Here is a 15,689-nt window from a genome sequence, read left to right as displayed (position 1 = left end):
TTTTATGGAGAAAAGGGTACAAATGGAACTTGGCGGTAAACCGTTCATTCTTGAAACGGGCCGACTTGCCAAACAAGCCAATGCAGCAGTTACCGTTCGCTATGGTGACACGGTTGTGCTAAGTACAGTTACAGCATCCAGCGGACCGAAAGACTTGGATTTCTTCCCGTTGACTGTCAATTATGAAGAAAGACTATATTCCGTAGGTAAAATTCCAGGCGGATTTATTAAGCGTGAAGGTCGCCCAAGCGAAAAGGCAATTCTTGCGAGCCGTTTGACGGATCGTCCGATTCGTCCGCTATTTCCTGAAGGATTCCGTAACGATGTCCAAATCGTATCCATGGTGATGAGCGTGGATCAAGAATGTCCACCAGAAATCGCGGCAATGATCGGTACTTCCGCAGCGCTGGCCATTTCTGATGTTCCTTTCAACGGTCCTGTTGGCGGTGTCATTGTTGGACGTGTGGATGGTCAATTCGTAATCAACCCAACAGGTGAAATTGCGGAGAAAAGTGATCTTCATTTAACGGTTGCAGGAACAAAAGACGCAATCATGATGGTTGAAGCAGGCGCCAACGAAGTATCCGAGGACGTTGTGCTCGAAGCGATTATGTACGGACATGATGAAATCCGCAAAATTGTTGCTGTTATTGAGGAATTGGTTGAAATCGCAGGCAAGCCGAAAATGGAAGTGAAACTCCACACGGTTGATGCTGATGTAAGCAAAGCAGTTCGCGACTTCGCGCAGGCTAGATTAGTCGATGCCATCAAAATTTCCGAGAAACATGCTAGACAAGAAGCAATTGACGTTGTGAACGCTGAAGCGGTGGAACATTTTACAGCTTTGTATGCGGAAACACCGGAGTTGTTAGGCGATGTTAAAGAAACTCTTTATGATATCGTCAAAGAAGAAGTTCGCCGTTTGATTACGCATGATAAAGTTAGACCGGATGGACGTAAACTGGAAGAAATTCGCGCGATTGACTGCGATATCGACTTGCTGCCGCGCACGCACGGATCAGGCTTGTTCACACGTGGGCAAACACAAGCATTAAGCGTTTGTACATTAGGCGCATTAGGCGATGTTCAAATTCTGGATGGCTTGGATCTTACAGAAACTAAACGATTCATGCATCACTATAATTTCCCTCCGTTCTCTGTAGGTGAAGCAAGACCGCTTCGTCCGCCGGGCCGTCGTGAAATCGGACATGGTGCGCTAGGGGAGAGAGCTTTAGAGCCTATCATTCCTAACGAAACCGATTTCCCTTACACGATTCGTCTCGTATCAGAGGTACTTGAATCCAACGGTTCTACATCCCAAGCAAGTATTTGTGCAAGTACATTAGCGCTTATGGATGCTGGTGTGCCAATTAAAGCACCGGTTGCTGGTATTGCGATGGGGCTGATTAAAGACGGCGACCACTTCTCCATTTTGTCCGATATTCAAGGGATGGAAGATCATCTTGGCGATATGGACTTCAAAGTTGCGGGTACAGCTGAAGGGATTACAGCGCTTCAAATGGATATCAAAATTGATGGTATCGATCGCAGCATCCTGCAGCAATCTTTGCAGCAAGCCAAAGAAGGCCGTTTGCACATTTTAGGCAAAATGGTTTCACGTATTTCGGAACCGAAGAAAACTCTTTCCGAATATGCACCGAAAATCTTGACAATGAACATCAACCCTGACAAAATCCGTGATGTTATCGGAGCAGGCGGTAAAATCATCAACAAGATTATTGAAGAAACTGGCGTGAAAATTGATATCGAGCAAGACGGCCGTGTTTTCATTGCTTCATCAAATCAAGCAATGAACGAAAAAGCACGTTCCATTATTGAAGGTATCGTGCGTGAGGTTATCGTCGGTGAAACGTATCTTGGTACTGTAAAACGCGTTGAGAAATTCGGAGCTTTCGTTGAGATCCTGCCAGGTAAAGAAGGTCTGGTTCATATTTCTCAAATCTCCACAGAGCGCGTAGCGAAAGTGGAAGATGTCGTTAACGTTGGCGATCAAATCACAGTCAAAGTAACGGAAATTGACCAACAAGGAAGAGTTAACCTTTCTCGCAAAGCTACATTAACTTCGCAAGTCCCGGCTCAAACCTAGAGCCGAGTGACTTGTGAAGTCCCTTTTTCATAGATTAAGTCATGGATAAAGAGTCAGATGAATCTGTCTCTTTTTTGCTATTTCGTTAGACATGGACATGCCGGTTCTACTCTTGTCCCTTTCTGCATACACTCAGGACATGAGGAGAAGGGGGATCAGTCTATGCGCTACAAGAAATGGCTTCTACTTGGAAGTTTTTTTGCTATGATTATGCTTGCCTTAGATACTATCCCTAATGTGGGTGCTTATATTCAGTCCGTGAAAAGTGGACAAAGTCCCTATGTATTCGGGACCGATTGGGAGGACGAAGAAGCGCTTCCGGTTTTTGCAATGGACCCGGCATCTGGTTCTATCCAATCGACTCCGTCTAAAAGCAATAATTTATTAGATACAATTACGCAAGAAGCGGAGAAACGTAAAATTGCTCCGATCAATGCGAAATTAGATCCTGTGTGGAAAGCAATTCCTGGCTATAACGGTCTAGAAGTCGATATTCCTGAAACGCTTAAACTGGCTCAGCACAAGTTGACGCCTGGCAAAATCAATTATGTCATGAAAGAAGTTCCCCCTAGTATCCAGTTGGATGATTTGGGACCAAACCCCATCTATAAAGGCAATCCCAAAAAGCCAATGGTCTCATTTATGATCAATGTTGCTTGGGGGAATGAGTATTTGCCGAGCATTTTAGAGACGCTACGCAAAGAAAACGTGCACGCCACATTTTTCCTCGATGGGTCTTGGTTGAATAAAAATGTTGAGATGGCGAAAACGATTCAGAATGCAGGTCATGAATTGTCCAATCATGCTTATTCCCATAAGGATATGAGGAACGTCAGCCGGAGTAAGGCTGTTGAGGAAATCTCCAAAACGGAACAGTTGCTGAAGCAGCAGTTAGGCGTGCATAACACACTATTTGCCCCGCCTTCGGGGTATTTTAACCAAGAAACGGTCCAAGTAGCATCCGAGTTTAAACTAAAGACGGTATTATGGACTTTTGATACGATTGATTGGAAAAATCCCGGAGCAGACCGCATTCTGCAGAGGCTTTCCACCAGTGTTGAGCCAGGCTCGCTTATTCTGATGCATCCAACGCCTTCTTCCAGAGACGCACTGCCAGGGATGATTCGAATGATTAAAAATAAGGGATTAACCATGGGTACGGTAACGGAATTACTTTCCTCCAAACGGGTTGAAGAAGCGAACCAAATTGTCAACTGAGTGATGGAGAACTTGCAAAGTTGAGTCGCTCGCACATTTTTGTTAGACTGAGGAAGTATAATTTGGAAATGGGACTTTACGGGCTTCATTTTGAGGAGGAAACTTAGTGATCAAATATCGCTTACATAATGGCTTGAGAGTGGTTATGGAACAAATCCCTACTTTTCGATCGGTCACGTTCGGAATTTGGGTAAAAACTGGCTCACGTAATGAGTCTCAAGAACAAAACGGCATTTCGCACTTTATTGAACACATGCTGTTCAAAGGAACGGAGCGCCATTCAGCAAAAGATATTGCAGAGATATTTGACGGAATTGGCGGAAATGTCAATGCTTTTACCTCCAAAGAGTATACTTGCTATTATGCCAAAGTACTCGATGAGCATTTGCCGCTAGCTATGGATGTACTTTCCGACATGTTCTTCCATTCTTCCTTTGATGAAGGGGAGCTGGAGAAAGAAAAGGGAGTCATTTATGAAGAGATTTCGATGTATGAAGACACGCCTGACGATTTGGTCCATGATTTATTAGCGAAAGCTTCATATGGGACTCATCCATTAGGTTATACGATTCTCGGGACGGCAGAGAATTTATCCAAAATGAAGTCGGATGATCTTCGTAATTATATGAAGAAACATTATAATACGGAGAATACGGTGCTTAGCATTGCCGGCAATATTGATGACAGTGTTCGTGAACTGATTGAGAAGCATTTTGGTGGATTCGCACAAACGGGGGAAGAAACGAGCTATGATGCGCCGGATTTTCTTGGAGAATTGATTTTCCATGCCAAAAAAACAGAGCAAAATCATATCTGTCTCTCACTGCCAGGTCTCTCCTTACAAGAGGAAAACCTGTACCCCATGGTGCTGCTCAATAACGCAATTGGTGGGGGCATGAGCTCCAGGCTGTTTCAAGAAATCCGTGAGAAGCGCGGCTTAGCTTATTCGGTGTATTCGTACCATTCTTCCCATATCGATAGCGGCATGTTTACTATCTATACTGGGACAGCACCTAAACAAACAGAAGAAGTCTTGAAAGTAACGATGGAGCTGCTTCATGATATAGCGGTAAAAGGGATGCTGGAATCCGAGTTGAAAAAAGGGAAAGAACAGTTGAAGGGCAGCCTGATTCTTAGTCTTGAGAGTACGAGCAGCCGCATGAACCGTTTTGGGAAAAATGAGTTGATGACCGGCAAGCACTACAGTCTGGATGAAATGCTTGAACGCATTGACAGCGTACAAATGGAGCACATTCAAGCGTTAACCAAAACATTATTCTCAACACCGTTTGCTCTGTCAATGGTTGGGAATTCCGATGATGTCATTAGCAGCTTCAGGAGGGATCAGCTTGTCTCTCTCTAAGTTTGAAGTCCAAATAAAACGTGTTTCCGGGCAGGAAGATATCCTCTTGCCACAGAAAATGTCTGCAGCCGCAAGCGGATTTGACCTTCATGCTGCTGTAAGCGAACCTGTTATACTTGCTCCGGGTGAGCGTAGGCTTATTCCTACTGGTTTTGCACTGAGCATGCCGCCGGAACTTGAAGCGCAGATCCGGCCAAGAAGCGGATTGGCATTCAAATATGGCATTACGACGTTGAATTCACCAGGAACAATTGATGCTGATTATCGTGGTGAAGTGAAGGTGCTGCTGATTAATCATGGACAGGAAGCTTTCACAATTGGGCGCAATGAGCGCATTGCCCAAATGGTATTTCAGCTTGTACCACAGATTGATCTAGTCGAAGTTAATGAGTTGACGGAAACGGAGCGGGGCTCAGGTGGATTCGGTCACACAGGACGATAATAAGTAGTAGAAAGAACCTCTGTATAGGGGTTCTTTTTTTGTTTCAAAAAGCAGTGGCACCCATCCTTAGGCGAACGCATACTATAACGTATCGAAACGGACCGAGAAAGGGGTGTAAGCAAAGAATGCTTACTGGGATTTCGGTTGCTTTCATGGGTGGAGACGCCCGGCAGCTAGAAGTAATTCAGAAATTTACCGAGCTTGATGCATCAGTGACATTATTCGGTTTTGACAATCTCGGGAGGCAATTTAGCAGTGTTTCCAACGCGAAACTAGATCCCGTGCTGCTTCAAACGATTGATGTTCTTATCTTGCCGGCTGTAGGTACGGATGATTCGGGACAAGTGGAATCTATCTTTTCAAGCGATGAACTGAGATTGACGGACGTTCATATTTCTTCGCTGCCGAAGCATGCCAAGGTGTACACAGGAATGGCCAAAAGTTATTTGAAAAATCTTTGTGCCGCGCATGGAATAGGCGTTGTGGAGTTATTTGATCGGGACGATGTCGCGATATACAACTCCATTCCAACAGCTGAAGGCGCGCTGATGATGGCGATACAGAACACGGATATTACCATTCATGGTTCTGTATGTATGGTTTTGGGTTTTGGTCGTACGGGTTTCACTATGGCCAAAACACTGCAAGGTTTAGGGGCTACCGTTAAGGTAGGGGTAAGGAAACCAGAGCATTTCGCAAGGGCGTGGGAGATGGGTTTTCAGCCTTTTTACACGAAAGATCTGTATCCGGAAGTGGGGAATATTGACTTGCTTTTTAACACAATTCCGACTATGATAGTCACAGCGCAAGTTATTACCAATATCCCACATCGCGCGCTGATCATCGATTTGGCTTCTAAACCCGGTGGAACGGACTTCCGATTTGCCGAGAAAAGAGGCATCAAAGCGATGCTTGCGCCCGGATTACCTGGCATCGTCGCCCCCAAAACAGCTGGCCGCATCATGGCGAACACACTAAGTCAGCTGATCGAGGAAGACTTCAGAGACAGGAGCGATGTGGAATGAATTGGCAAGGGAAAACAGTCGGTTACGCGTTAACCGGTTCTCACTGTACGCTGGAAGAGGTAATGCCTCAAATTCAGAGATTTGTAGATGCTGGTGCACGTGTCATTCCGATTGTATCAAATACGATCATGACAACGGACACTCGTTTCGGTAAATCGGCAGATTGGCAGCAGCAGTTAAAGGACATAACAGGCAACAACATCATTTCGACAATTGTAGATGCAGAACCACTAGGTCCATCCAAGCTGCTTGATGTGATGGTTATTGCGCCGTGCACAGGAAATACAACTAGTAAGCTAGCAAATGCGATGACAGAAAGTCCTGTACTTATGGCTGCCAAAGCGCAAATGCGGAACTTACGTCCGCTTGTTTTAGCTATTTCTACCAATGACGGACTGGGTTTGAATGCGATGAATATCGCTAAGCTTCTGATTACGAAGAACATTTATTTTGTTCCTTTTGGTCAAGATGCACCTGGAGCTAAGCCAAATTCGTTGGTGGCTCGCATGGACTTGATTATGGAAGCTTGTGAATCTGCGTTGGATGGCAAGCAATTGCAACCCATGATTATTGAGAGATTTCAGTACTAATTTCATATATAAATCTTGAAGGGGAGAGACCAGCTCATGTCCAACCAGAAGCTTTTCAACATTGCAGTCGTCGGAGCAACAGGCGCAGTAGGTGAACAAATCATCCGTCTATTAGAACAACGGAATTTCCCCATCAAGGAATTAAAATTGCTTTCTTCCGCACGCTCAGCGGGTGTCAAGATCCCTTTCAAGGGCCAAGAGGTAACGGTTCAAGAAGCTACCCCAGACAGCTTTGAGGGTGTGGATATTGCCTTGTTTAGCGCTGGTGGCGACGTGACTAAAGCGTTAGCTCCGCACGCGGTAAATGCAGGTGCAATTTGTATTGATAACACAAGTGCTTACCGAATGGATCCAGACACACCTCTGGTTGTTCCAGAAGTGAATGTTGACAAAATCAACGAGCACAAAGGTATCATTGCAAATCCGAACTGTTCCACGATTCAGATGGTTGCAACCCTGAAGCCTTTATACGATCGTTACGGCATTTCCCGCATCATCGTATCGACGTATCAAGCTGTTTCTGGAGCGGGCGCGAAAGCGATTCATGAAATGTTGAGACAATCGAAAGAGGTACTTGCAGGTAACGATGCGAATCCGGACATTTTGCCAGTGGGCTCATTGCCGGTGAAACACCAAATCGCTTTTAATGCAATCCCTCAAATCGATAAGTTCCTCGACAATGGCTTTACCAATGAAGAGATGAAAATGATTCTTGAAACGAAAAAAATTATGGGTGACGAGTCCATTGAAGTGACTGCCACTTGTGTGCGTATCCCTGTTGTGTATGGACATTCAGAGTCCGTTTACGTGGAATTGAAGGAAGATTTCGACGTAGAAGAAGTGAAAACATTGCTTGCAGATGCTCCTGGTATCGTTCTAGTTGACAATCCGGCTGAGCAGCAATATCCACTAGCAACAGATGCAGCGGGCAAGCTGGAAACTTTTGTTGGACGCGTACGCCGCGATTTGAGCAACCCAAAAGCACTGAATATGTGGATTGTTTCTGACAACCTGCTCAAAGGCGCTGCTTGGAATGCTGTGCAAATTGCTGAATATATTGCTATAGAACAATAATCAGCATTACTGCGATTAAGTTGCAGTGAATATGGGGGAAACTCATGCGAATCCTTGTACAGAAATTCGGAGGTACCTCGCTTTCCACCGCACAGGCTAGAGAACATGTTATTGGACATATTCAAGATGCACTAATCGATGAATACAAATTAGTCGTTGTTGTTTCTGCGATGGGACGTAAAGGGGAACCCTATGCGACTGACACGCTCTTAGATCTTGTTCGTAAGAACGGAGAGGGGCTGCCGGCGCGGGAACTCGATATGCTAATGGGCTGCGGAGAGTTAATTTCTGCGGTACATTTGTGCAGTTTATTGCAGTCTAGAGGCATACGCTCAACAGTTTTGACAGGTGGGCAAGCTGGTATTTTAACAAATGACGATCATGGTAACGCTAAGATTGTTGCTATGCAGCCTAACCGTATTCTAGAGTTACTGGAACAAGATATGGTCGTTATTGTTACTGGTTTTCAAGGTAAAACAAGCGAGGATGAGCTGACTACGCTGGGACGCGGAGGTAGTGATACATCAGCGACTGCGTTAGGAGCAGCACTGAAAGCCGAGATTGTTGATATTTTCACTGACGTGAATGGGATAATGACAGCGGATCCAAGAATTGTGGAGGACGCTAAACCGCTCATTCGAGTCAGTTTTGCCGAAATTTGCAATATGGCGCACAATGGCGCCAAAGTGATTCATCCGCGTGCCGTAGAAGTCGCTATGCACGCTAATATTCCGATCCGGGTGCGATCCACGTTCACGAAGGAATTAGGCACTTTGGTTACAGCTTCAGACAGTATCCCGCATGACTTGAATCAAGTAAAAGACCGATTTGTTACGGGGATTGCCCATTTTACGAACATTACGCAAATCTATGTGGCTGCCGTTGAGGGGCAATTTGATCTGCAGCTTCGTGTGTTCAAAACGATGGCGCAGAACCAAATCAGTGTTGATTTTATCAGTGTGAATCCATCGGCAGTTGTTTATACCGTTTTCGACCATGAAGCCGAACGTGCAGTTAAGCTGCTCAGAAGCCATGGTTACGAACCCCATGCTTTAAGTGGATGTGCCAAGGTATCTGTGATCGGCGGGGGGATGAACGGTGTGCCGGGAATTATGGCGCAAATTGTAGAGGCTTTAACGGTAGAAGACATACGGATCTTGCAATCAGCCGATTCGAATACGACGATATGGGTGCTTGTTCAAGGTGAAGATATGATTAAATCGGTTAAAGCATTACATCATAAATTTGGTTTAAATAAATGAATATGAGATTCAGGAGGTGCAAACGGTGGATTTTGGAAGAGTAATCACAGCCATGGTCACTCCGTTTGACGAGCAATTACAAGTCAACTGGGACCAAGTAGAACCGCTAATCAATTATTTGATCGAAGAGCAGCAGTCTGATAGCCTCGTAATTTGTGGGACCACTGGTGAGGCGCCTACATTAACCGACGAGGAGAAGCTGAAGCTGATCGAGCTATCCGTTCGTTATGCCCGAGGTCGTTGCAAGATCATTGCAGGCACTGGAAGCAATGACACGGCACACACCATCCATTTCTCACAAAAAGTTGAGAAACTCGGAGTCGATGCTTTGCTCATCGTAGCACCTTACTATAACCGCCCGTCGCAAGAGGGGTTGTACCAGCATTTTAAAGCAGTTGCTGAATCCGTTAACGTCAGTATCATGCTTTATAATGTACCGGGTCGTACAGGTGTCAATTTGGATGCAGAGACAACCATTCGTCTTTCCCACATTTCGAATATTGTGGCAACCAAGGATTGTGCGAACACGGATCAATTAACCCGTATTCTTAACGATGCAGCCCCTGGTTTTCTAGTATACAGCGGGGATGACAGCAATGCCCTGCCAGCATTATCCGTAGGTTGTCATGGAATTATTAGTGTTGCGAGCCATGTGATTGGAAAAGAAATGCAATCTATGGTAAAGTATTATTTAGAAGGTAACATTCAGCAAGCGGCAGAGCTTCATCGTAAGCTGCACCCTGTGTTTATTGGCATTTTCCGTGTTCCGAGTCCTGCTCCAATCAAGCATGCTCTTGCACTGAAAGGTATCCAAACAGGGGGCGTGAGACTTCCGTTAGTTCGCGTATCCGAGCAAGAAGGACAATTCATCCAATCACTTTTTGTATGATAACGCCTAATGAATCGGTGCTCCGGCATCGGTTTTCTTTTTTTGGGGAAGCTATTGTAATCGGTATTAACTTGTATTTGTTGTTTTTTTTCATGTATAATGGTTGCAAGTGACTAGTTCGGTTTTTCATCTAAAATTCGTCGTCCAATCTTAGAAGGAGGTATATTCTTGTCCAAAAAAAATATTGATAAACTTTTGATCTTCGCTCTTGGCGGCGTGGGCGAAATCGGAAAAAATATGTATTGCGTTCAGTATGCGAACGATATCATCGTCATTGATAGTGGTTTGAAATTTCCTGAGCAGGACATGCTCGGAATTGATATTGTCATTCCAGATATCGGATACTTAACGGAGAATCGGGATAAAGTACGCGGCATTATCATTACTCACGGCCATGAAGATCATATCGGCGGCTTACCTTACGTGCTTAAGCACCTTAATGTTCCACTGTATGCGACTAAACTTACAATGGGTCTCATTGAGGCGAAGCTGAAGGAAGCGAACTTGCTCGGTACAACAAACCGGATCCTTATTAACGCGGATTCCGTACTTTCTTTAGGCACTATTACTGCAACATTCTTCAAAACTAATCACAGTATCCCTGATTCTGTAGGTGTCGCTCTGGATACACCGGAAGGTGTGGTTGTGCATACAGGAGATTTCAAATTTGATCAAACTCCTGTGAATGATCAATATGCCGATTTGCACCGCATGGCAGAGATCGGGAAGAAAGGCGTTCTTGCCTTGCTTTCTGACAGTACCAATGCAGAACGACCTGGTTACACAGGCTCGGAGCGCAGTGTAGGTATTGAGATTGAAGAAGTGTTCCGTAAAGCTAAACAGAGAGTGGTTATTGCAACTTTTGCATCTAACATTCATCGTGTACAACAGGTGTTTGATGCAGCGGCTGCAACGAATCGTAAAGTTACCGTTATTGGTCGAAGCATGGTTAATGTGGTATCGATTGCAAGCGAATTAGGTTACTTGAACATTCCGGACGGCATGTTGATTGAGCCAGAAGAAGTGAACAAGCTTGCTGCTGACCGTGTTGTCATTCTTTCCACAGGAAGCCAAGGCGAGCCGATGTCTGCACTTACAAGAATGGCACGTTCCACCCACCGTAAAGTTGATATTTTACCAGGTGATACGGTCATTATTGCAGCTACGCCGATTCCAGGAAATGAACGTGATGTAGGTCGTACCGTAGATGAATTGTTCCGTATCGGTGCTAATGTGATTTACGGACCAGGTTCAGTGACCGGTGTACACGTATCAGGTCACGGCAGTCAAGAAGAATTGAAGCTTATGCTCAATTTAATGAAGCCGAAATACTTTATTCCAATCCACGGTGAATATCGCATGCTCCGTCAGCATGGACTCCTTGCTGAGTCTGTAGGTATGGCGAAAGAAGATATTTTTATGTGTGATATCGGTGACACGGTAGAAATTCAAAATGGAGTTGCACGCAAAGGTTCCAAAGTTCAAAGCGGCAACATTCTGATTGATGGACTGGGCGTCGGAGATGTAGGCAACATTGTGTTGCGTGACCGTAAGTTACTGTCTCAGGACGGTATTCTTGTAGTCGTTGTTACTCTCAGTAAACAAGATGGCAAAATTTTATCCGGACCGGATATCATTTCTCGTGGATTCGTGTATGTACGTGAATCAGAGGGCCTCTTGGAAGAAGCCAATCGAATCGTTACCAATACATTAACGAAGTTAATGAACGAAAATGTAAATGAATGGGCATCTTTAAAAACTAATGTAAAAGATGTTCTCGGACGCTTTTTATATGAACAAACCAGAAGAAGACCAATGATCCTTCCAATTATCATGGAAGTCTAGGCTCGAACAGTCACTTGAACCTATGCAAATAGCAAAGCTCTCTCCGTCACTGGAGGGAGCTTTTTTCAGTCGGCCCAAAACAAAAAATGATGCATGAAAGGTACCAAGAATATTCATACTATGGGAGATTATGATCCAAGTCTGTAAGGATTGTTAGTCAAACATGAAGGGGGACTTATTGTGGCATCATCTACAGAACCGACGAAGCAGCAGGAACCAGTGACAGAGGAAGGGAAGAAAAATCCTGTTCTCGAAAATATTCAGCAATTAGGCCAAACCAATACGATTTCGGGTGAGTCGAACATTTTTTGTCTTACGATCATTGGCCAGGTGGAAGGCCATATCGTGCTCCCGCCGCAGAACAAAACAACGAAATACGAGCACCTCATCCCACAATTGGTCGCCGCGGAGCAGAATCCAAAGATTGAAGGCGTCATGATTATTTTAAATACAGTGGGTGGAGATGTTGAAGCGGGGTTAGCGATAGCAGAGATGGTGTCGACCCTCTCGAAGCCTTCAATCGCTTTAGTTCTAGGGGGAGGGCACAGCATCGGTGTTCCAATAGCGGTTTCAGCAGATTACTCCATTATTGCGGAGACTGCGACGATGACGATTCATCCAATCAGATTAAATGGCTTAATTATCGGTGTCCCGCAAACTTTTGAGTATCTGGATAAAATGCAAGAACGCGTCGTTCGATTCGTAACGAAACATTCCAATATAACGGAACAAAAGTTTAAAGAGTTGATGTTTAAGACGGGGGAGTTAACCAGAGATATCGGCACAACGGTCATTGGCGAGGATGCTGTGAAATACGGCTTAATCAACCAGGTCGGCGGAATCGGTGATGCCATTCGGGAGCTTAACAAGCGTATTGAGTCGAAAAAGGCAGCTATGGGCGGTGGCATGGTACAATGATTCACTATTCGGTCGTGCCTATGGATGTGATTTTTGAAGGGGCGGATACGTATGAGCCCAAGTTCATGGATATTGAGCAAGGCGGAATCATGATGCAGATTGAGCCAATTAGCGGCTTTCAAGCGCGTATTGTCAGACTGTACAGCTGTAACCCGCAGGACTATTTAAAACAGCAATATGCTCCTGGAACTATAATTTCTTATAGTCCAATTATGGAGACTTCACTCACATAAAGCGTTGTTCCTGTATCATCCCTCAAGCCAAATATGGTATAATGTGGACTTGGGGGTGACAAGCGTGGCGAAACGCAAGAAGAAGGGTAAGGCTTTAAAAACTAGCTTGTTATTCGAATTGTACGGGATTCTCATTTTGATTTTTTCCGTCATTGCACTTGCCCATCAAGGACATGTCGGAAACTCATTGATTTACCTTTTCCGCTTTTTTGTTGGAACGTGGTATTCGTTAGTGCCTCTCATTTTCATATATGTGGCCTTATATGCCATGATCAAACGAGCCTGGCCACAGATGGTGACGCCTAAGAAAGCAGGCATTTTGCTGTTTATTCTTGGACTTTTGATAAAAAATCACATTGATTTATTTGCTCAATTGTACCCGGATGGCGGATTTACGTCAGGCAAAATCATTTCGTCGACATGGAACGCCATGTTGGAGGGGCTGCATCCGACGGAAGCAGGCAAGGCTGCGCTTGAGCACGGGATAGGCGGCGGCATGATTGGCGCTATGCTGTACAGTATCTTGTACTTTTTATTTGACTACTTAGGTGCAAGATTAATTCAGTACGCCTTATTTGTCATAGGCTTTATTCTGGCTACCGGCATCTCTTATGTGGATATCGGCAACGTAATCCGCGGACGGTTCAGCAATGTCGGACAAAATTTCAAAGACAGAATGAAAGAATGGCTGCAGGATCGAGAAGGGCGACAACCCGCGCAAGTTGCCACGGCCACGGCCTCTGGAGCCAATGACAAGAAAGTAAAGAGGCAGGCTTATGTCCCTGTTGACGATGAGTTCGATGAAGAAGTATTCCAGCCTGTGAAACGGAAGAAATCACCGCTTATCATGGAGCTGCTGCGTCCTATTAAAGAAGGCCGCAAGAAAGCAACTGCAGCGGCAAGTGATGAGAATGAAGATGAATTTGTACATAATGCAGAAGAAACGGAAGCTTCCGAAGAAGTGGTTTACAAATCGAATGAAGTGCCATCTGCTGCCGAGATTCCATCGGAAGATCAGCCTGTCACACCGATCATTCGCGATTTTCAGGAACAAGTGTTTCAAGAAGCCCAACAATCGGCTAAACCTGTTTCGGCTGCATCAATAACGGCGATACCTAAGACAAAACCAGCTTCAGTTAGTGATGCAACTGCGGAAGATGAGCCTGTTACTTTAGAGTTTCAAGATCATGTACCGGCCGTTCAAACCCGTCCTTATGAGATGCCTGCACTCGATCTGCTGGCGAAGCCGGCTGTCGGCAAAGGCAGTGAGATGTCGGACTACAAAGCGAATGCCCGGAAGCTGGAAGCCACCTTGGAAAGCTTCGGTGTGCGTGCCAAAGTGCTCGAGGTCGTCAGGGGACCTGCTGTTACACGGTATGAGATTCAACCCGATGTCGGGGTGAAGGTAAGTCGAATTGTTTCCTTAACGGACGACATTGCGTTAGCGCTTGCCGCTAAGGATATTCGGATGGAAGCTCCGATTCCGGGTAAATCCGCAATTGGGATTGAGGTTCCAAATCTAGAGGTTTCCGTTGTAACGATGCGAGAAGTGATGGAAACATCAGCATTTCAAGAATCGAGTTCTCGCTTGTCTGTTGTACTCGGGAGGGATATTTCCGGACAACCTATCGTCGGGAATTTGGCTAGAATGCCCCACTTACTAGTAGCCGGTGCTACAGGTTCAGGTAAATCCGTATGTATCAACGGGATCATTACGAGTATCTTGTACAAAGCTAAACCGAATGAAGTCAAGTTTTTGATGATCGACCCCAAGATGGTTGAGTTAAATGTCTACAATGGAATACCGCATCTTCTGGCGCCGGTTGTAACAGATCCACGAAGAGCATCTTTGGCTCTTAAGAAAATCGTTGTTGAGATGGAGAAACGCTACGAGTTATTCTCGAAGAGTGGAACGCGAAATATTGAAGGCTACAATGCTATGCTGACTGAAAGCGGCACAGCGGCTCCACTGCCTTACTACGTTGTCATTGTAGACGAGTTGGCGGATTTAATGATGGTCGCAGCTAATGACGTAGAAGATTCGATCTGCCGATTAGCTCAGATGGCTCGTGCAGCAGGTATTCATTTGATTATTGCTACGCAAAGGCCTTCCGTTGATGTCATCACGGGGGTTATCAAAGCCAATATCCCTTCGCGTATTGCATTTGGTGTTTCTTCCCAAGTCGATTCACGGACCATTTTGGATATGGTTGGTGCCGAGAAGCTGCTAGGCCGAGGCGATATGCTTTATTTGCCTGTTGGAGCATCCAAGCCGGTACGTGTACAGGGAGCCTTTTTATCTGACCAAGAGGTCGAACATGTCGTAACTTTTGTACGTACACAAGAACAAGCCAATTACCAAGAAGAATTGGTACCGCAAGTTGAAGAAATGCCGGAACAACAAAATGAATTCGAGGACGAGCTGTATGATCAAGCCGTTCAAATCGTTTTGGAAGCGAAACAAGCCTCCGTTTCCTTACTTCAAAGACGCATGAGAGTTGGCTATACACGCGCAGCTAGGCTTGTAGACGCCATGGAAGCCAAAGGCGTTGTCGGCCCTTATGAGGGAAGCAAACCACGTGAAGTGCTAATGTCAATCGAGCAATACCAACACAATCGAATTAGTTGATAACAGATGTAAGATGATTACTTGGACACTCTCTTTCTGGAGAGTGTTTTTGTTTGCATAAACCAAGACCCCCTTTCTCATAATAAGCTAAGAA

General features: G+C 45.2%; 13 protein-coding genes. All 13 read left to right on the top strand.

Annotated features, from left to right (window positions below):
* The first annotated feature begins 4 nt into the window (after nt 1-4).
* The 13 genes from pnp to RQP52_RS09345 all read left to right on the top strand — a co-directional run bounded on the left by pnp (nt 5) and on the right by RQP52_RS09345 (nt 15,595).
* The gene (gene pnp, locus RQP52_RS09405) at nt 5-2,107 is read left to right on the top strand and encodes a polyribonucleotide nucleotidyltransferase (RefSeq protein ID WP_315951041.1); all 2,103 of its coding nucleotides are present in this window, start codon (nt 5-7) and stop codon (nt 2,105-2,107) included.
* Between the two features lie 162 nt (nt 2,108-2,269).
* Nucleotides 2,270-3,325: a polysaccharide deacetylase family protein gene (locus RQP52_RS09400; RefSeq protein ID WP_315951039.1), complete on the top strand. Its 1,056-nt coding sequence runs from the start codon at nt 2,270-2,272 to the stop codon at nt 3,323-3,325.
* A 106-nt stretch (nt 3,326-3,431) separates the two neighbouring features.
* A complete protein-coding gene (locus RQP52_RS09395) occupies nt 3,432-4,688 on the top strand; it encodes a M16 family metallopeptidase (RefSeq protein ID WP_315951038.1) in 1,257 nt (418 codons plus the stop codon).
* Complete coding sequence (dut, locus tag RQP52_RS09390) at nt 4,675-5,130, top strand: dUTP diphosphatase (RefSeq protein ID WP_315951036.1); 456 nt, start codon at nt 4,675-4,677, stop codon at nt 5,128-5,130. Before RQP52_RS09395 ends, dut begins: the two co-directional genes overlap by 14 nt.
* Nucleotides 5,131-5,255: 125 nt before the next feature.
* On the top strand, nt 5,256-6,155 hold the full coding sequence (gene dpsA / locus RQP52_RS09385) for a dipicolinate synthase subunit DpsA (RefSeq protein ID WP_315951034.1): 900 nt from the start codon (nt 5,256-5,258) through the stop codon (nt 6,153-6,155).
* Entirely contained in the window at nt 6,152-6,745 is a 594-nt protein-coding gene (locus tag RQP52_RS09380) for a dipicolinate synthase subunit B (protein WP_127450986.1), read from the top strand. Before dpsA ends, RQP52_RS09380 begins: the two co-directional genes overlap by 4 nt.
* Before the next feature lie 36 nt (nt 6,746-6,781).
* Nucleotides 6,782-7,819, top strand: a complete 1,038-nt coding sequence (locus tag RQP52_RS09375; protein ID WP_315951033.1) for an aspartate-semialdehyde dehydrogenase — start codon at nt 6,782-6,784, stop codon at nt 7,817-7,819.
* Nucleotides 7,820-7,863: 44 nt separating this feature from the next.
* On the top strand, nt 7,864-9,081 hold the full coding sequence (gene dapG / locus RQP52_RS09370; protein ID WP_315951032.1) for an aspartate kinase: 1,218 nt from the start codon (nt 7,864-7,866) through the stop codon (nt 9,079-9,081).
* Between the two features lie 25 nt (nt 9,082-9,106).
* Nucleotides 9,107-9,970 (top strand): 4-hydroxy-tetrahydrodipicolinate synthase, encoded by an 864-nt coding sequence (dapA, locus tag RQP52_RS09365; protein ID WP_315951031.1) that lies wholly within the window; start codon nt 9,107-9,109, stop codon nt 9,968-9,970.
* 168 nt (nt 9,971-10,138) lie between these two features.
* Entirely contained in the window at nt 10,139-11,815 is a 1,677-nt protein-coding gene (locus tag RQP52_RS09360) for a ribonuclease J (RefSeq protein WP_127450978.1), read from the top strand.
* A 177-nt stretch (nt 11,816-11,992) separates the two neighbouring features.
* Complete coding sequence (locus RQP52_RS09355; RefSeq protein ID WP_379171920.1) at nt 11,993-12,733, top strand: ClpP family protease; 741 nt, start codon at nt 11,993-11,995, stop codon at nt 12,731-12,733.
* Entirely contained in the window at nt 12,730-12,966 is a 237-nt protein-coding gene (locus tag RQP52_RS09350; protein ID WP_315951029.1) for a YlzJ-like family protein, read from the top strand. Before RQP52_RS09355 ends, RQP52_RS09350 begins: the two co-directional genes overlap by 4 nt.
* Before the next feature lie 64 nt (nt 12,967-13,030).
* Nucleotides 13,031-15,595, top strand: a complete 2,565-nt coding sequence (locus RQP52_RS09345; protein WP_315951028.1) for a DNA translocase FtsK — start codon at nt 13,031-13,033, stop codon at nt 15,593-15,595.
* Nucleotides 15,596-15,689 lie beyond the last annotated feature (94 nt).

It is taken from the genome of Paenibacillus violae (genome assembly GCF_032461945.1).
In the GTDB taxonomy this organism is placed as follows: Bacteria; Bacillota; Bacilli; order Paenibacillales; family NBRC-103111; genus Paenibacillus_E; species Paenibacillus_E violae.
The sequence above is the reverse complement of the archived record's forward strand: the minus strand, read 5'-3'. Positions and strand labels throughout refer to the sequence as shown.